The organism is Permianibacter fluminis (assembly GCF_013179735.1).
Lineage (GTDB): Bacteria > Pseudomonadota > Gammaproteobacteria > Enterobacterales > Permianibacteraceae > Permianibacter > Permianibacter fluminis.
Window position 1 is genome coordinate 3,452,853 of the sequence record NZ_JABMEG010000001.1, and the last position, 17,317, is coordinate 3,470,169.

Genomic DNA, 17,317 nt, shown 5'->3' on the forward strand with positions numbered 1-17,317 from the left:
GACAGGGCAAGCCCGGTTCAGCGGCGGGTGGCCTGCTTCAACTCCGTCACATACTGCGCCAATGTCGCCGGCACCTGCTCGGCAGCCACGCCCCGTTGCCGGCTGACCAGCGCCGAACCAACGATGACGCCGGCGGCACCAGCGGCCAGCGCACCGCGCACCTGATCGGGTGTGGAAATGCCAAAGCCGAGTATCGCCGGTGCCGATTGCTGAGTCGTCAGACCGGCGATCAAATGTTCCAGAGGCATTTGCGCCGCCGTTTCGCTACCGGTGACGCCAGCGCGCGACAACAAGTAGACATAACCTTGCGACAAGCGCGCGACTTCCGCCTGTGTTTCCGCACTGGCATTGGGCGGCAGAATGAACACATTCTCGATGCCGTGCTTAGCACCGGCTTCACGTATCAACGCCGACTCGCGCAGTGGCACATCCGGAATCAGCAGCGAATCGACACCAGCGGTTCTGGCCTCGGCAAAAAAGTGCTCGACACCGGCGCCGTAAACCAGATTGGCATAGACCAGCAAACCGATCGGCAGGCTGGGATATTTGGCTCGCACACGAGCCACCAAGGCCAGTGCCAGCGGTGGTGTGACGCCAGCGGCAAGCGCGCGATTGGCCGCCGCGACGATGGTCGGGCCGTCGGCCACCGGATCACTGTAAGGAATGCCGAGCTCCAGCGCATCCGCGCCCGCCTCGACCACGGCGCAAATGCGTTCAAACGATTGCTCGGCATTCGGATCACCGAGCATCAAAAACGGAATCAACGCGCCCTCGTTGCGATCACGCAAGCGGGCAAACAGATTTTGATAGCGATTCATGGCGGCACCCCTCAATGCGCTGGCGCAGCGTCGAGCACGCTGCGGACATGGTTCAAGTCCTTGTCGCCACGACCGGACAGATTGACGATGACATTCATCGGCTCAGTCGCCGTCTTCGCCAGTTGTTCGACATAGGCGAGCGCATGTGCCGATTCCAGTGCCGGAATGATGCCCTCCTCTTTCGCCAAACGTTGAAACGCCGCCAACGCCGGCTCGTCATTGATTGCGACATACTGGGCGCGGCCGGTGGACTGCAGATAGGCGTGCTCCGGGCCGACCGCCGGATAATCGAGACCGGCGGAAACCGAATGCGATTCTTCAATCTGACCATCGGCGTTCTGCATCACATAGGTATACGCGCCATGCAAAATACCCGGCCGGCCGGCACATAGCGTCGCGCCATGCTTGCCGGTTGTGATGCCATAACCGCCGGGTTCGACCCCAATCAGATTGACCGCAGCATCCGGGACAAAATCGCTGAAAATGCCGATGGCATTGGAACCACCGCCAACGCAGGCAATGACCGCGTCCGGCAGCTTGCCGATTTGCTCAAGGATCTGCGCGCGCGCCTCCTTGCCAATCACGCGCTGAAATTCCCGCACCAGCAGCGGAAACGGATACGGTCCGGCCGCGGTGCCGAGCAAATAGTGCGTGGTTTCAAAACTGGCCGCCCAGTCGCGCAGCGCTTCGTTGACAGCATCTTTCAAGGACGCGCTGCCCGCCTCGACTGGAATCACCTTGGCGCCGAACAACTCCATTCGGAACACGTTCATCTGCTGACGCTGGATATCTTTTGCGCCCATGTAAATCACGCACTCCAGACCAAGCAGCGCGCAAGCCAACGCGGTCGCGACGCCGTGCTGACCGGCACCGGTTTCGGCGATAACCCGCTTTTTCCCCATGCGCTGAGTGAGCAGTGCCTGTGCCAGCACTTGATTGGTTTTGTGGGCGCCGCCGTGCAACAAGTCTTCGCGCTTCAAAAACACCCGCACCGGGGTATCACGCAGAAAATTGCGGCATTCATACAACGGTGTCGGCCGGCCGGCGTAATCATTGAGCAGCTTGTTCAGCTGCTGATGAAAAGCCGGATCACGCTGCGCCTCGTGAAACGCGGCGGTCAGCTGATCCAGTGCCGGCAACAGGATTTCCGGCACATATTGGCCGCCGTAGGGGCCGAACCGGGTGATGTCTTCGTGTGCAACTGTCATGTCAGTAATCCGATTGTCTGAACTTTCGTTCTTTTCTGAAACTTTGCTCTTGTTTGAACTTCTGCTGTAGGAGCGAGCTTGCGCGCGATAGCCAATGAATCGCCAGCAAGCTCGCTCCTACAAAAATCTACTCTCGCAGCGCGGCAAACAGCGCCGTCAGCTTTTGTTCATCCTTGATGCCGGGGGCAGTCTCGACGCCGGAGTTCACATCCAGCACCCCGGCACCGGTGGCACGCGCGGCGTGAATATTGTCCGGCGTCAGTCCACCTGCCAGCACGAGGCGCGCGCGCGGCAGTGATGGCGGCAAGACCTGCCAATCAAATACAGTGCCGTTACCACCACGGGCCTGACCATGGCCACTGTCAAACAACAGCCGATCGGCCGCCGTCGCGCTGCTGTCGGGCGTGCTCACTGCCGTAGCACCACTGACACGCTCGACTTTCCAGACTTCGACACCGGGCAACAGCGCCTTGACCGTGACAATATCGGTCTCGCTGTGCTCACCGTGCAGCTGCACGGCAAACAGTTGCAACTCGCGCGCGATAGCGACAATCTCGTCGATGTCGTTGCGGGTAAACACCCCCACATACTGCAGCGGCGCCGCCTGCTGAACCAATTTGGCTTGCGGCAATGAAATCCGGCGCGGCGATTCCGGCGCAAAAATCAAACCACCGAAACTGGCGCCGTGCCGGTAAGCCGTCTCAGCATCCGCGGGCCGGGTCAAACCGCAAATTTTTACCGCGCCATATGCCAATTGGCGGGCCGCCAGATCTACCCGTTCGGCTTTCATCAGACTGGAGCCAACCAGAAACGCTTTGGCATGACCGGACAGTCGCTGCACATCGGCATGACTTCCGATGCCGGATTCGCTGACCACCAGGCGGTCGGACGGGACTTGCGGCGCCAGCAGTTCGGTCACCGCCAGATCAATGTTCAGCGTTTTCAGATCGCGATTGTTGATGCCGATAATCTCGGCGCCCAGCGTGATGGCGCGCTGCAGCTCGGCGGCATCATGCACTTCGGTCAAAATGCCGAGACCAAGCCGCTTGGCCTCAGCCGCGCAATCGCGGTAAGTGGCATCGTCAAGCACTGACAGCATCAGCAGTACAGCGTCGGCGCCGTAGGCCCAGGCTTCCCGCACCTGATACGGCTCAAGGGTGAAGTCCTTGCGCAGCAAGGGCGCGGCGGTCAGTGCACGCACGTCGGCCAGATGATCGAGATGGCCACCAAAATAAGTTTCGTCGGTCAGCACGGAAACCACATCGGCAATACCGTCATAGGCTTTGGCAATTTCCGCCAAGGTGAACTGGCGCCGAATCACGCCTTGCGACGGTGACGCACGCTTGCATTCCATGATGAAGCGGTGACCAGGTTGGCTCAGCGCTGCGCGAAAATCGCGGACCGGACCGAATGCTGCCGGCCGGTGCAGGTGTTCGATGGGGCCACGGCGCTGCGCCAATTCGAGCCGTTTGTTGGCAACGATTTCAGCCAGAATATTGCGCTCCGGGCCCGCCAGAACCGGTGCCGGCATTTTGCTCACCGCTGCCGACGTACTTGCTTGCCCGGCGACATCATCAGACTCTGGTTTGCGCAAACCGCGCTCGGCCAGCCGCTGCAATTCCGGTGAAGAAAAGCCCTGGGACTGAAGTTCAACCGACATACGGACACTCCCGCTGCATTGTCTGCAAGGTTTGGGCTGGCAGGCCATCACGCAGCGCTGCCAGCACCTGTTGCACACCCGCGGCGATCGAGCTGACCTGATTGGCCACATACAACCCGGCGCCGGCATTCAACGCAATCGCATTTCGAAATGCCGCGCGACCACCGCCCTGCAGCACCGCGACAATTTCGGCGGCATTGGCAGCCGCATCACCACCGCGCAGTGCCGCGATCGGATGCAGTGCCAACCCCACCTGCTCGGGGCTCAGCTGCTGCGAGGTCAATTGCCCGGCCCGCAATTCGACATACTGGCTTGGCCCGTGCACAGCAAATTCGTCCACACCACCATTGACGACGATGGCGCGGCTGACACCAATTTCCCGCAGCGTTTCGGCCACCAGCGGCAGGTACTTGGCATCATAAACGCCCATCAGGCGCAAAGTGGCCCGGGCCGGATTGATGATAGGCCCGAGCAGATTGAACAATGTGCGGAGTTTCAAGGCCTGTCGCACCGGCATGGCGTGACGAACGCCCGGGTGATACTGCGGCGCGTGCAGAAAGCACAGCCGATGTTCATCCAGCAAGGCCCGGGCGCGCTCCGGAGTTTGTTCACACTGGATGCCCAAGGCTTTCAGCACGTCCGTGGAACCGGATTGCGAACTGACCGCGCGATTGCCATGCTTGGCCACCGGCACGCCGAGACTGGCGAGCGTAAACGCAACAGCAGTGGACACGTTCAGCGTGCCCATGCCATCACCACCGGTGCCACAGCAGTCGATGACATCATACGCCGGCGTGGCAAATGGCACCGCCGCCGCGAGCAAGGCGCGCGCTGCGCCAGCCACTTCCTCGGCCGTTTCACCTTTGGTGCGTAGCGCAATCAACAGCGCGCTGATTTCAATCACATCGGCTTCGCCGCGGACGATCCGGGTGAACGCCTGCTCGGCGTCCTGCACACTCAGATCTGCACCGGCCACTACGCGTTCCAGCACAGGATTCATACCGCGTTCTCCTTGCTCGTTGGTTCTCTCAGTAGCTGCACCGCGTTGGCCAACAGATCACGACCATAAGTGGTCAGGATGGATTCCGGATGGAATTGCAAACCGGCGATGGCATAGCGCTTGTGCACCATCGCCATCACCACCGGCCGGAAGGCACCGGCATCAAACGCTTCAGCGATGACCTGACAATCGGCGGGCACTTCAGTCGCGGCCAGCGAGTGATAGCGACCGACCATCAACTGCCTGGGCAAACCACTGAACAAGGGATGCGGTTCACATTGAATCGTGCAGCGTTCGCCATGCAGCGGCTGCGGCGCCCGGCCAACGACACCACCGAATGCCACCGTCATCGCCTGATGTCCCAGACAAACCCCCAGCATCGGATAACGGCCGGCAACGGCCTTGATGAGCGCAATGCAAATGCCGGCTTGCTGTGGCGTGCCCGGCCCCGGCGACAGCACCAGCAGCGGATCTTGCATTGCCGCCAGCCGCAGCAGCACATGTTCAACGGTCACATCGTTGCGCAGCACGGTGACCTGACAGCCGAGACAGGAAAATTCTTCGACCAGGTTGTAGCTGAACGAGTCGTAGTTATCGACCAGCAGGACATCGCGAACGAAATGAATTGTCTTAATTTTGGTAGTCTCAATTTGAGTAGTCACGGTCTGATTATTCATAACATCAAGCTCCCGGCTGTTCAGCGGCAGTGGCGCTGGCAATCGCGCGCAGGACACTCTCGGCCTTGCGCCGGGTTTCATCGGCTTCTGCCTGCGGATCAGAACCGAGCACAACGCCGGCGCCGGCTTGCACGGTCGCGACACCGTCGCGCACCACCGCGGCTCGTATCACGATCGCCGTATCCATGTTGCCGGCCGCGTCGAGGTAACCGACCGCGCCGCCATAGCAACCGCGCGGCTGTTGTTCGATTTGTCGGATGATTTCAATCGCACGGATTTTCGGCGCGCCCGATAAGGTCCCCATCGGCATCGACGCCGCGAACGCGTGCAGCGCGTCGAGCTCCGGCTTGAGCACGCCGTTGACGCGCGACACCAGATGCATGACCCGGGCATAGCGCTCGACGGTCAGCAATTGCTTGATGCGGCGGCTACCGGGCTGGCAAATGCGGGCGACATCGTTGCGGGCCAGATCGACCAGCATCATGTGTTCGGCGACTTCTTTGCTGTCCGCGCGCAGCTCGGCTTCAATGCGGGCATCGCGATCAAAATCGAGCTTGCCGTCGCGATCACGACCGCGGGCACGGGTACCGGCGATCGGGCACACTTCCAGCACGCGGCTCGCGCCATCGACTTTCACCGCCGATTCCGGCGAGGCACCGAACAGCACGAAGCTGCCGGTGTGGCCGTAGAAAAGGTACGGACTCGGGTTTTCCTGCCGCAGTGCCCGATAGGCCGCGAGCGGCTTGGCACAGGGCAAAGCAAAGCGGCGCGAGATGACGATCTGAAACGCATCACCGGCACGCAGATGTTCCTGCACCTGACGCACCTGCTGGCAAAACGCAGCGTCGCTGACACTGACCTCGCTGTCAGCAACAACGGCGACAGCGGCCGGTGCCACACCGGCCTTGAGCTTGCCAGCCATTTCGGCAAGCTGGGCCAGCCGCCGACTCAATTCGTTTTCCACCCGTTCGGCCTGCTCGCCTTCGATGACCAGCGCACTCGCCTGCGCCGGGTGACCGTCGCGCGGCACCTGCACCAGAATTTCCGGCACGTACAGCGTGAAGCTGTCGCTGCCCTGCGCACTGGTCGCAACAAACGGCGCGAACTGCTCGAACAGTTCGATGGATTCGAACGGAAACACGCCGGTCAACAACAACGCCTTGCCATCGTCACTGGCATGTGGTTTCTGCGACTGCAACACGGCACGCAGCACATCGAATGGCGATGCCGCCTGCAGGCGCGCAAGCTCATCGACACCGGCTGCGCTCGGCGCAAAGCTCAACGTTGCTTCGGACTCCGAATCAAGCGCAAGCGTCAGGGCAGCGCTGAGCTTGTTCAGCAGTGCACGACCATTCAGCGTCAACGCGGTCAGCGTTACCGTGCGCCCCTGCCCCTGCAGCTTCAAACACGGCGACAACAGCAGCAGGCTTTTGCCAGTCCGGGTTTCGATCTGCGTATCGGCCGTGCCGTAAACCGGTACCGCGTTGTCGACCGTTTCCAGCAGAAAGTGGCCTTCGGCGCGACCGTCATCGGTCAGCGCGGCGAACAAATCGACCGGCGCAGCGGCCAGCGTCAGTTGCCGGCTCAGCACCCGGTAATCGGCGCGCGCATTTGGCGGCGTTGCAGGCATTACAGCGTTCTCCCGACGGCTTCGGCGATGAGCTTCAGCTCTTTCATCAACTGAGCAAACTGCGGCGGCGTCAGTGACTGTTTGCCATCCGACAGCGCCTGCGCGGGATTGCGGTGCACTTCGATGAGCAGACCATCGGCGCCGCAGGCGAGCGCCGCTTTTGACAGCGGCGCGACCAGCTCGCGAATGCCAGTGCCGTGCGAGGGATCAACCAAGACCGGCAAATGGCTTTTCTGTTTGAGGTAGGCAACGGCGTTCAAGTCGAGGGTGTTACGGGTGGCGGTTTCAAAAGTGCGGATGCCACGTTCGCACAGAATCACGTTCGGGTTGCCAGCGGCGACGATGTATTCCGCCGCCAGCAACAGCTCCTCGATGGTGGCGGACAGGCCACGCTTCAGCACGACCGGTTTTTTGGTTTCGCCGACTGCGCGCAGCAGACGGAAATTCTGCATGTTGCGGGCGCCGATCTGCAGCGCATCGATTTTCTCGACGAACAGCTCGACATCACCGGTGTCCATTACTTCCGAAATGGTCGGCAGGCCGTTTTCGCCGGAAATTTTCTGCAGCAGGTTCAGGCCTTCTTCGCCGTGACCCTGAAAGCTGTACGGCGAACTGCGCGGTTTGTAGGCGCCGCCGCGCAGGGCGCGGGCACCGGCATCTTTCACAGCAGCGGCGGTTTCGCGCAGCTGATCTTCACTTTCGACCGCGCACGGGCCACCGACCACAACAATGCGCTCGCCGCCAATCGCGACCTTGCCGATGTTGACGACGGTGTCATGGCCGCGCATGTCGCGGCTGACCAGTTTGTAGGGCGTCAGAATCGGCTTGACCGACTCCACCAGCGGGTCGCCTTCCAGATTGAGTTCGTTCAGCACCCGCTCATCACCGAGCGCACCGAGCACGACCCGCTCAACGCCCGGCATGTACAACGGTTTGAGACCGCGGGCTTCGATTTGCTGCATCAGACGGAAGGCATCGGCTTCATTGGCTTCCGGTTTCAATACGACGATCATGGCATGGCTCCTTGTCTTCAGATTTCAGGGTTCGTATTGGTTTGTGAAATGACGTTTTGCAAAATCGCGGGCCAAAAAGACAAAGGCCCGCGGGGTACGCGGGCCTTTTCAGGTTGCTGCAAGCGCTTTTTTCAGCGCATGACGCCCCCTGCCCGCGTGCGGACATGCCACCACCAGCGCCAGCCGCGCTGATTGCATAAGACAGGAGTCGTCAGTTTCATTGTTGGGTTCAACTCATCAGTGGTTGCAGTGGAAAAAAGCACAAAATAAAAAGGCCCGCACATGGCGGGCCTTTTGCAAACTTCACACGCTAATCGCGGATTCACACCGGGGATTAACGCGCACGCAGGCCCGCCTGAGGGTGTTGCCACCACCAGCGCCAAGCCTTGTTGTTGATCATGTTTGCGTTCATGCGGCGAAACTACCCGAGGGTTACCGGCAGCGTCAAGCGACAATTGTCCGGCCACAACCGAAAGTCATAAGCGCCGGACCGGGTCCGCACCGGCGTATTACTTGATGAAATAGCCGATGGGGCGCCACTGGCCATCGCTGTCCAGCATCATGGTGATGCTTTCGGTGACTTCATACTTGGTCGCGAAATCGGTCCGGAAGCGCAGCTGGGCATAGTCACCGCGGGCCAGCCCGGGCAATTCTTTTTGCAGGGCGCCATAGGTCAGTTCGCGTTTGTGGACCATGCCGAGCGGCGTCCGGGACTGGGCAATCGCCCCCTGCCAGGCGTCGAATGCGACTTTTTGCCGCATCAGCGCGCTGGCGGCGGCATAGGCCGCCGGGTACTCGCCATTGTCGACCTGACGTAGCCAGCGGTTGGCGGCCGTCACGGCGGCATCAGTCTTCTCGCTGGCCGGCGCCAGCGGCGCCATCAACATCAGGATCAAGGCAATCCAGGCACGCATCATTTGTTCCTCGCACTGCGGTAGGGCTGCTGGGCCCCGGTCGTCATACATGAAAGCCCGATCAAAACTCAGGGCCGCCACGATAGTAAAAGCAGCAACAGCAGCTCACCAGCCCGTTTGACAGGCCAGAGCCACCACCCGACCGGTCAGTCTTCGTTGGCCTTGTCGGCTTTGTCGGCCTTACCGGTCTTGCCGGAGGGGCGATCAGCCTCGTCCGGCAAGCTCACCGGCTCCGGACTGCCTGCCTTGACCCGGCCGGCGCGGCGCAGTGCATCGCGCAGCGCCCATTCAATCTGGGCATTGAGGCTGCGCAAATCATCGTCAGCCCAGCGCTGCATGGCATCCAGGATTTGGGCATCGACGCGCAACGCGAAGGCTTTTTTGCTCACGGCGCATTCCCCTGCCGCGCCGCTTCCCGGCGGACAAATTCGACGATGCTTGGCACCAGTTCCGGCGCCAGTGGCACGGTCGGATTGCTGTAACTCGCTTGCTGACCCGCCAGATCGGCGGCTGCAATCTGCTTCAGCACATGATTCATATTGGCAATACGCCGCGACTGCACACCTGCCACGCCCGCCAGCGCGGCCGCGTCAATCGCACCGACCTGCAAATCGGCGTCACCGGATATCGTCAGCACCGGCAGGGTCAGCCGAGCAAGCTCCAGCGCCGGATCGCGGCGCAACCACGATTGCATATACGGTTGCACACTCGGCCGGAACAAGGCCTGCAACTCGGCCGGCACATCGGCCACCAGACGACCCGCTTTCAATTCGTTCAAAATGCGACGCGACTCCGGCACCAGTTGCGGCGCCTGCTGCTGCAATTGCTCAATGAGGATTTGATCAGCAGGCCGACCGGCGCCAGCCAGCAACACCACACCCGCCACCGTTCGGCGCTGCGCCGCCAGCGTCGCCAGCAAAGCGCCTTCGCTATGACCAATCAGAAACGGTTTGGCAAAACCGCGACGCGCCAGTTCGGCTAGCCAGGCATCGGCATCATTGACGTAGGTGTCGAGCCGCAACTGGCTTTCATCCGGTTGCGCCCACGTGCTTTCGCCGATCATCCGCTTGTCGTAACGCAGCGTCGCGATGCCTTGCGCGGCCAGCTGCTGCGCCAGCATTTTCAAACTGTCATTGCGGCCGGGCATCATGCGACTGTTGCCGTCCCGATCGGTCGGACCGGAGCCGGCAATAATCAACGCCACCGGCGTCGGCGCGGTGGTGAGCGGCTGCTCGAAGCTGCCGCGCAGCGTCACGTCCGGCAACTTCAACTCCAGCGGCTGGCTGCGAAATTCCAGCGCCATGCTGCTGCTGGAAATGGCCAATGCCAGTATCGGAAGCCATGTTTTCACCTGAGCCATTCCTCTCTGCGACGTGCGGCCGTTATCTAGGCGTTGGCGGTCGGAACCGTGTTCAAACGGCACGTTTGAACAGGGCCACCACCGCGCCGGTAGCACCGCGATAGCTGTTGGTATCAACGGTGCTGACCAGCTCCCAGCCTTCTCTGCCAAGACGATTCAAATCGCCTTCAAAGTCATCCCATTTGAATTTACCGGACAGGAAATGCTTGCCATCAAACGCGTGCACTTTGTATTCCCAACGCATGGCGGCTACCTCAGCTGTACAGCGAACCGGTATTGACCACCGGCTGGGTGTTCTGCTCCGAGCACAGCACCACCAGCAGATTGCTGACCATCGCGGCCTTGCGCTCGTCATCCAGTTCGACCACGCCTTGCGCTTTCAGTTGTTCCAGCGCCAACCGGACCATGCCGACCGCACCTTCAACCACTTTCTGCCGCGCCGCGATCACCGCCGTTGCCTGTTGCCGACGCAGCATGGCGTTGGCAATTTCCGGCGCGTAAGCCAAATGCGAGATGCGCGCTTCGATCACTTCCACCCCGGCCTTGCTCAGCCGATTATGAATTTCCTTGCGCAGTTCATCGGCGATTTCACCGGAATGGCTACGCAGCGAAATCACGCCCTCTTCGTGCTGGTCATACGGGTAGCTGGTGGCGAGATTGCGCAGCGCCGCTTCGCTTTGAATGCTGACGAAGTTTTCGTAGTCATCGACCATGAAAATCGCTTCGGCGGTATCGACCACTCGCCAGACCACGACCGCCCCGATTTCAATCGGATTGCCTTCGGCGTCGTTCACTTTCAGTTTGCTGCCGTCGAAATTGCGCACCCGCAAGCTAATCGAACGCTTGGCGTAGAACGGGTTGGCCCAGCGCAGGCCGGGGTCACGGCAGGTACCGACATAGGAGCCGAACAACTGCAGCACCTTGCCTTCGTTCGGATTGACCATGAAAAAGCCGAACCAGCTGATAAACACCGCCGCCGCCAGCAAGGCTGCCGGCACTTTGATGATCGGCGGCATTTCGATCACCAGCGCGATGCTGACAATCTGGGCAACAAGCAGCAGCACCAACATGCCGTAGCCGGACCGGCACGAACGGGTGATTTCTTGAGTCATGGCAAGTCTCCTGGATTCCAAACCGGGTTTCCGGCCCGGCTGAGCATATTGATATTATTTTGATATCGCTTTGTCAAGACAATTTTCGATCAGGCAGTCCCGCTTCCGGAACCGGCGCCCCGTTTCAGGGACAGGTGTTAGTGACTTTCGGCACTGGGCTGGTCAATTTCGCCAATTTAAATTGCCGGCGTTTAAACCTTTCCCTTGCCGGTCAGCGTCTTACCCAGCAATCCCGACCTTGGCACAGCGGCTGCTTAGGTCACTGTACCGGCCCCTGCCGCCCCTGATTAAAACCCGCGCGATCGGCCAAAGCCGCCCGATTCGCCGATACCCCAAGGAGAGAACCATGCGTAGCAAGCCTTTTGTCCTGAGCCCGACCGCGCTGATATTGGCCGCCCTGATTGGCCTGTGCACGCTGCCTGCCGTGCACGCGCACGATGTCCCGGATGGCAAGAAAGCCCGCGACATCGACACCGTCAATGCCGATATCGAGATTGGCCGTGACGCCGAAGCCGGCGACCTGGACACCGTCAATGGCGATATCGAAGTCGGCGCCGGCAGCAAGGTTGGCGATGCCGATACCGTCAACGGCGACATCACCCTGGCTGACGGGGTCAGCGCCGGCGGTGCCGAAACCGTCAATGGCGATATCGAGGCCGGTCGCGATGTGGTGGCCAATGGCGATATCGAAACCGTCAACGGCGCCATCAAGTTTGATAACGGCGGCCGCGTCAGCGGTGGTCTGGAAACCGTCAACGGCACCATCAAGCTGACCGGCACCTCGGTTGAGCGGGACATCGAAACTGTCAACGGCGACATCTCGCTGCTGGCCGGCAGCACGGTCAAAGGCAAGCTGATTGTCCGCAAACCGCATGGCAACTGGTGCCTGTTCAGCTGCGATGACGACAAGCCAGTGATCGAAATCGGCGCCAACGCCGAAGTCGCCGGTGGCCTGCTGCTGGAGCGCGAAGTCGAGCTGCGTCAGGACCCGAGCGCCAAAGTCGGCCCGATTGTCTACGCCTACGACAAGAAATAACGCGCACCCCCAACCGCCCCGGTCATGGCCTATCCTCGGATCAGGCCGTGGCCGGGGCGGTTTTTTTCTGCCAGCGTTTTTCCGGCTCCGCGTCGAGCGGCAGCTCGGGTACAATGGCGCCGCTTTTTCCGGCCCGGCCGGAATTCATTGCTGATCAGCCCCGGTTTCCGGTGAGTCCTGACGACATAAAGACCTTGATCAAACACACAGAGCGCGACCCATGAGTGATGCCGAAAAGCGTCCCAGCAATTTCATTCGCCAGATCATTGATGCCGATCTGGCCAGCGGCAAACGCACCTCGGTCGTGACCCGGTTTCCGCCGGAGCCGAATGGCTACCTGCACATCGGTCACGCCAAATCCATCTGCCTGAATTTCGGCCTGGCCCGCGATTACCAGGGCAGCTGCAACCTGCGCTACGACGACACCAATCCGGAAAAAGAAAGCATCGAGTACGCCAATTCGATAGCCGAAGCGGTGGAGTGGCTTGGCTTCAGCTGGAGCGGTGAAAAACGCTACGCCTCGGATTATTTCGAGCAGCTGTATCAATACGCCGAGGAGCTGATCCAGAAAGGTCTGGCGTATGTTGACGACTCCACCCCGGAAGAAATGCGCGCCATGCGCGGCTCGCTGACCGAAGCCGGCAAGGAAAGCCCGTATCGCTCCCGTTCGGTGGCAGAAAACCTGGACATGTTCCGGCGCATGCGCGCTGGCGAATTCGCTGACGGCAGCAAGGTGCTGCGCGCCAAGATCGACATGAGTTCGCCCAACATTAACCTGCGCGATCCGGTCATTTACCGCATCCGTCGGGCGCATCACTGGCGCACCAATGACGACTGGTGCATCTACCCGATGTACGACTACACCCACTGCATCTCCGATGCGCTGGAAGGCATCACCCATTCGGTTTGTACGCTGGAATTCGAAGATCATCGGCCCCTGTACGACTGGGTGCTCGACAACATCACCATTCCGTGCCACCCGCAGCAAATTGAATTTGCCCGCTTGCAGCTCGAAGGCATGCTCACCTCCAAGCGCAAGCTGAACGAATTGGTGCAACGGCAAGTGGTCAGCGGCTGGGACGACCCACGCATGCCAACCATCATGGGACTGCGCCGTCGCGGCGTTACCCCAGCCGCGCTGCGGCTGTTCTGTGAACGCATCGGCGTGACCAAACAGGATTCCGTGGTCGAGCTGCAGCAGTTCGAAACCTGCGTTCGTGACGATCTGGACCAGAATGCCGGTCGCGCCATGGCGGTACTGAATCCGGTCAAGGTCGTGATCGAAAACTGGCCGGCTGAGCAAGTGCAGGAGCTGACCGCGCATGCCCACCCGCAGAAGCCTGAAATGGGCGAACGCAAACTGTTCATGACCCGCGAACTGTTTATTGATCACAATGATTTTCGCGAAACCACCGACGACAAGGATTTCAAACGCCTGTTGCTCGGCGGGGAAGTCCGGTTGCGCAACAGCTATGTGCTCAAGGCTGAACAGGCCATCAAGGACGCGACCGGCAAGCTCACCGAGATTCGCGCCAGCGTCGACCACAACACGCTCGGCAAAAATCCGGAAGGCCGCAAGGTCAAGGGCGTGATCCATTGGGTCTCGGCCAGTCACTCGCTGCCTGCAGAGGTACGCCTGTACGAGCCGCTGTTCACCACACTGCGGCCCTGGGAACTGGACGACTACACCACGGCGCTGAACCCGGCCTCGCTGACCGTGGTCACCGGCGCCCGGGTTGAGCCGTCGCTGGCCAATGTCGCCCCGGAAACCCGGTTCCAGTTTGAGCGCGAAGGCTACTTTGTTGCCGACCGCCATGACTGCAAGCCCGGCCATTTGGTGTTCAACCGCACCATTGGCTTGAAAGATTCGTTTGCTAAGCTAGAAAACAAAGCCAAGTAACGCGATACCCCAACCTTTGAACGGCCAGCGGGCGGCTATCTTGCTTAGGCACCTATGCCAATCTGCCAGATAACCAGCCCGCGGCGATTTCCCTGACAGGAGACCCCCATGCCCCGTTCCCGCTTCGAGGAAGATGATTTGGACGAAACCGGCGGCCTAGACGAAAGTCTGCTGGATGAGGACGGCGAGCTCGACGACTTTGAAGACGAGCTCGGCGACGATCTCGACGACGAGAAGCTCGAAGATCTGGCCGAGAAAGACGAAGAAGAAGACGATGATGACGAGGACGAAGACGACCTCGACATCAACAAGGAAACCGAAGACTGGAGCGAGTCGCTTGACGACATGGAGTCGGACTACTGGGAAGACTATACCCGCGGTCCGCGCTGAGTCGCGACGAGGCCACGCGCATAGCGCGCAACCAGAATCATCCGCATGAAAACAAAACCGCCGCGCCTTGCGCGGCGGTTTTGTTTTTGCCTGCAGAGCGGCACGGATTGCCGATTTTTCGGCGCATCTGTACATAAAGATACAATTGCAGTGCAGCAACCATACAACTTTGCCAAGTTCCGTAGCCTGCTTCACATTTTCGCGCGACAATCCTGCTATCTTTGCGGTCCCGGCGAAGACCGGAAACCGAACCCGTAAAGGTGAGGTCAAATATCCGCATGGACTGGCACCAATAGCACAATTGGTGCTCTCCGCAGTCGTTGTCATGACGGTAAATCGATTTGCCAGCAGCGTCACATCAGACATGTAGCCGCTTTGGTATAAAACGGTTGCTGCCTGTTGTAGCTGTCTGCAAGGACATGACTTTGGCATCGCTCACGCAATCCCCCGCCCCGGCCATGCCGGACCGGGTTACTCGACTTTGGCTCGCCCATCGCGCTGAAGAATCTGCGTTGCACCTTGTTCCCGAGGCGGCGCAGCTGTGTGCCGAATTGTTCCAGCGTTTGCCGGAACATGAAGAGCTCGTGCTGTTGACGCGCTCCCCCGGCGTCAAGAACGAACAGGAAGCCCAGGCCTGTCAGCGTGCGCTGGCGGAAACGGCGTTTCATCTGGCGTTCACCGGCGGCAGCCATACCGTTCGGCTGAACATGATGCAGCTGTTTCAGCGCATTCGGTTGAAACCGGCGTTCTACGACTATCTCGCTATTCGCCTGATCAGCCAGCAGCCCTCCGGCAGCAAACCGGTCAGTCCGGAAATGCAGCAGTTTCATCAGGCACGTACCGAATTTTCCTCGGCGATGGATGGCATCGTGCAACAGCTTGAGGGCCGCATCGAGCAGACTTTCCACGCCTGCAATGCCACCCAATACATTTCGCTGTCGGCAGCCAAAGACATTGCCCGCATCGTGCTACGGCAATATGTTCATGAAACCGCCGAGGTGCCGGACAGCAATGGCTTCAGCAGCGAGTTTTTGCGCCGCTATCAGCGTCGCTTGGCTGGCCTGGAAGGTTGAACCGAAGCACGTCTGCCGAAGCAACAACATTTGAAATGAAAAAGGCGCGTTTGCTTTTCGGCAAACGCGCCTTTTTCTTATTTAAGCACTGAGCGAATTTTCAACGGCTGATTTTGCCGAGCCTGTCAAACCGTAACCAAGCCCAAGAGTGAGTTCCGCTGGTTCGATCGGCCTGCGCCCATTCTCGCCGGCGTTCTTGTTGGCGTGCTGGTCTGCGCTTCCGTTTCCTGATTACTGCCGCCACCAATCGCGCAGCTCGTAATACCAATAGGTCAGCTGCGCCGCCAGCAAACCCAGCGGACCAAAGGTTGGCGCCAAACCATAACGAGACAAACCGTCCGGCATCGGTCGGCCTTCATGAATGGCTTGCGCCAGCACTTCACCGGCAAGCGTCGTCGGTCCGACGCCATGGCCGCCAAACCCCATCGCGTAGCGTATGCCGTTCGGCAATTGGCCAATCTGCGGCATCTCGTGACGGGCGTAACTCATCAGGCCGCTCCAGGCATGTTCAACCTTGACACCTGCAAGCTGCGGGTACACTTTCAGCAAATCACCATACAACAAACGGGCGACGTCAGCCGGTGCCCGATCGCGAATCGAAATGCGACCACCCCAGAGCAAGCGGCTGTCCGCCAGCGGTCGGTAATAATCGAATGCAAAGCGGGTGTCATAGACCGCAGCCTGCGTTTGCATGGCGCTGGCCAGACGTTCACCGAGCGGTTCCGTGGTCATGACATAAGTTGCAATTGGCAACACGGCGCGCGCCAGCGCTGGATACAAGCGGCCGATATAACCGCCACAGCAAAGCACCAGTTCCCGACAATGCAGCTCGCCACTCGCGGTTTTGACGACATGGCCACCAGACGTTGATTCGATGGTCAGCACCCGGCTGTTTTCATGCACGGCAACGCCCGCTGACGCCAGCACAGCCGCCAACCCCTGGGCATATTTCAGCGGGTGAAAATGAAAGGCATTGCGCTCGTGCAGCGCACCGAAATAACGCTCGCTACGCAACCAGTCTCGGCTCTGCTCGCGCGATATCGGCGCCCAATCCACTTCGAATTCTTGCAGCATGAACGTCCGCACTTGCTGCAACACCCGATCATCATCAAACCAGTTGGCAAGCAAGACACCGGACGGGTTCACATCGCAGGCAATCTGGTAGCGCGCCACCCGCTGTCGAATAAGCTCGACCGCATCGAGTGTCAATTGATACAAGGCGCGTGCGCGCGGCCGGCCCAGCTGCTGAATCAGACTGGCATTACCGAGACTGAAGCCGCCAAAGACAAATCCGCCATTGCGACCGGATGCGCCAAAGCCGATCTGCTCAGCTTCCAGCAGCGCAATAGACTGTGCGCCCCGCTCCTGCAAACCCAGGGCCGTTGCCAACCCGGCAAAACCGCCGCCGATGATCGCGACATCGACATCCTTGCGACCGTGCAGCGCAGGGAACGCCGCGCCAGCCGAGCTGGCGCGGTAATAGGTGTGGTTGGCATTCATGGCTTTAGCTTTTTTTTGAGGGGGTT

18 protein-coding genes are annotated in these 17,317 nt (G+C 60.2%); 4 read left to right on the forward strand and 14 right to left on the reverse strand.

The window, feature by feature from the left end:
- Positions 1-17 precede the first annotated feature (17 nt).
- The 12 genes from trpA to HPT27_RS15205 all read right to left on the reverse strand — a co-directional run bounded on the left by trpA (position 18) and on the right by HPT27_RS15205 (position 11,392).
- The gene (gene trpA, locus HPT27_RS15150; RefSeq protein ID WP_172244915.1) at positions 18-818 is read right to left on the reverse strand and encodes a tryptophan synthase subunit alpha; all 801 of its coding nucleotides are present in this window, start codon (positions 816-818) and stop codon (positions 18-20) included.
- 11 nt (positions 819-829) lie between these two features.
- Positions 830-2,026 carry a tryptophan synthase subunit beta gene (gene trpB / locus HPT27_RS15155; RefSeq protein ID WP_172244917.1) on the reverse strand — a complete coding sequence of 399 codons (1,197 nt, stop codon included), beginning with the start codon at positions 2,024-2,026 and terminating at the stop codon, positions 830-832.
- Between the two features lie 127 nt (positions 2,027-2,153).
- Entirely contained in the window at positions 2,154-3,686 is a 1,533-nt protein-coding gene (gene trpCF, locus HPT27_RS15160) for a bifunctional indole-3-glycerol-phosphate synthase TrpC/phosphoribosylanthranilate isomerase TrpF (protein ID WP_211197982.1), read from the reverse strand.
- Positions 3,676-4,686: an anthranilate phosphoribosyltransferase gene (gene trpD / locus HPT27_RS15165; RefSeq protein WP_172244919.1), complete on the reverse strand. Its 1,011-nt coding sequence runs from the start codon at positions 4,684-4,686 to the stop codon at positions 3,676-3,678. The genes trpCF and trpD overlap by 11 nt, the downstream gene beginning before the upstream one ends.
- A complete protein-coding gene (locus tag HPT27_RS15170) occupies positions 4,683-5,363 on the reverse strand; it encodes an anthranilate synthase component II (RefSeq protein ID WP_172244921.1) in 681 nt (226 codons plus the stop codon). Before HPT27_RS15170 ends, trpD begins: the two co-directional genes overlap by 4 nt.
- A gap of 4 nt (positions 5,364-5,367) precedes the next feature.
- A complete protein-coding gene (locus tag HPT27_RS15175) occupies positions 5,368-6,993 on the reverse strand; it encodes an anthranilate synthase component 1 (RefSeq protein ID WP_172244923.1) in 1,626 nt (541 codons plus the stop codon).
- Positions 6,993-8,006, reverse strand: coding sequence for a 3-deoxy-7-phosphoheptulonate synthase (gene aroF / locus HPT27_RS15180; protein WP_172244925.1), 1,014 nt, complete (start codon positions 8,004-8,006; stop codon positions 6,993-6,995). Before aroF ends, HPT27_RS15175 begins: the two co-directional genes overlap by 1 nt.
- Before the next feature lie 509 nt (positions 8,007-8,515).
- Positions 8,516-8,923, reverse strand: coding sequence for a DUF4019 domain-containing protein (locus tag HPT27_RS15185; protein WP_172244927.1), 408 nt, complete (start codon positions 8,921-8,923; stop codon positions 8,516-8,518).
- A 143-nt stretch (positions 8,924-9,066) separates the two neighbouring features.
- On the reverse strand, positions 9,067-9,309 hold the full coding sequence (locus HPT27_RS19400) for a hypothetical protein (RefSeq protein WP_235950881.1): 243 nt from the start codon (positions 9,307-9,309) through the stop codon (positions 9,067-9,069).
- Positions 9,306-10,271 carry an alpha/beta hydrolase gene (locus tag HPT27_RS15195; protein ID WP_172244929.1) on the reverse strand — a complete coding sequence of 322 codons (966 nt, stop codon included), beginning with the start codon at positions 10,269-10,271 and terminating at the stop codon, positions 9,306-9,308. Before HPT27_RS15195 ends, HPT27_RS19400 begins: the two co-directional genes overlap by 4 nt.
- Positions 10,272-10,332: 61 nt before the next feature.
- Entirely contained in the window at positions 10,333-10,524 is a 192-nt protein-coding gene (locus tag HPT27_RS15200; protein ID WP_172244931.1) for a DUF4177 domain-containing protein, read from the reverse strand.
- A gap of 10 nt (positions 10,525-10,534) precedes the next feature.
- The gene (locus HPT27_RS15205) at positions 10,535-11,392 is read right to left on the reverse strand and encodes an SPFH domain-containing protein (RefSeq protein WP_172244933.1); all 858 of its coding nucleotides are present in this window, start codon (positions 11,390-11,392) and stop codon (positions 10,535-10,537) included.
- A gap of 346 nt (positions 11,393-11,738) precedes the next feature.
- Here HPT27_RS15205 and HPT27_RS15210 point away from each other — a divergent pair, with 346 nt between their 5' ends.
- The 3 genes from HPT27_RS15210 (at position 11,739) to HPT27_RS15220 (ending at position 14,718) form a co-directional block, all read left to right on the forward strand.
- Positions 11,739-12,428, forward strand: a complete 690-nt coding sequence (locus tag HPT27_RS15210; RefSeq protein ID WP_172244935.1) for a DUF4097 family beta strand repeat-containing protein — start codon at positions 11,739-11,741, stop codon at positions 12,426-12,428.
- 220 nt (positions 12,429-12,648) lie between these two features.
- Entirely contained in the window at positions 12,649-14,328 is a 1,680-nt protein-coding gene (locus tag HPT27_RS15215) for a glutamine--tRNA ligase/YqeY domain fusion protein (protein ID WP_172244937.1), read from the forward strand.
- A 108-nt stretch (positions 14,329-14,436) separates the two neighbouring features.
- The gene (locus tag HPT27_RS15220) at positions 14,437-14,718 is read left to right on the forward strand and encodes a hypothetical protein (protein WP_172244939.1); all 282 of its coding nucleotides are present in this window, start codon (positions 14,437-14,439) and stop codon (positions 14,716-14,718) included.
- Positions 14,719-14,755: 37 nt separating this feature from the next.
- Here the strand turns inward: HPT27_RS15220 and HPT27_RS15225 are convergent, their stop codons facing one another.
- Positions 14,756-14,998 carry a hypothetical protein gene (locus HPT27_RS15225; protein ID WP_172244941.1) on the reverse strand — a complete coding sequence of 81 codons (243 nt, stop codon included), beginning with the start codon at positions 14,996-14,998 and terminating at the stop codon, positions 14,756-14,758.
- A 232-nt stretch (positions 14,999-15,230) separates the two neighbouring features.
- Between HPT27_RS15225 and HPT27_RS15230 the strand changes: the two genes are divergently transcribed.
- On the forward strand, positions 15,231-15,791 hold the full coding sequence (locus HPT27_RS15230) for a hypothetical protein (RefSeq protein WP_172244943.1): 561 nt from the start codon (positions 15,231-15,233) through the stop codon (positions 15,789-15,791).
- Between the two features lie 231 nt (positions 15,792-16,022).
- On the opposite strand, the gene HPT27_RS15235 is transcribed toward HPT27_RS15230, so the two are convergent.
- Positions 16,023-17,291, reverse strand: coding sequence for an NAD(P)/FAD-dependent oxidoreductase (locus HPT27_RS15235; protein WP_172244945.1), 1,269 nt, complete (start codon positions 17,289-17,291; stop codon positions 16,023-16,025).
- Positions 17,292-17,317 lie beyond the last annotated feature (26 nt).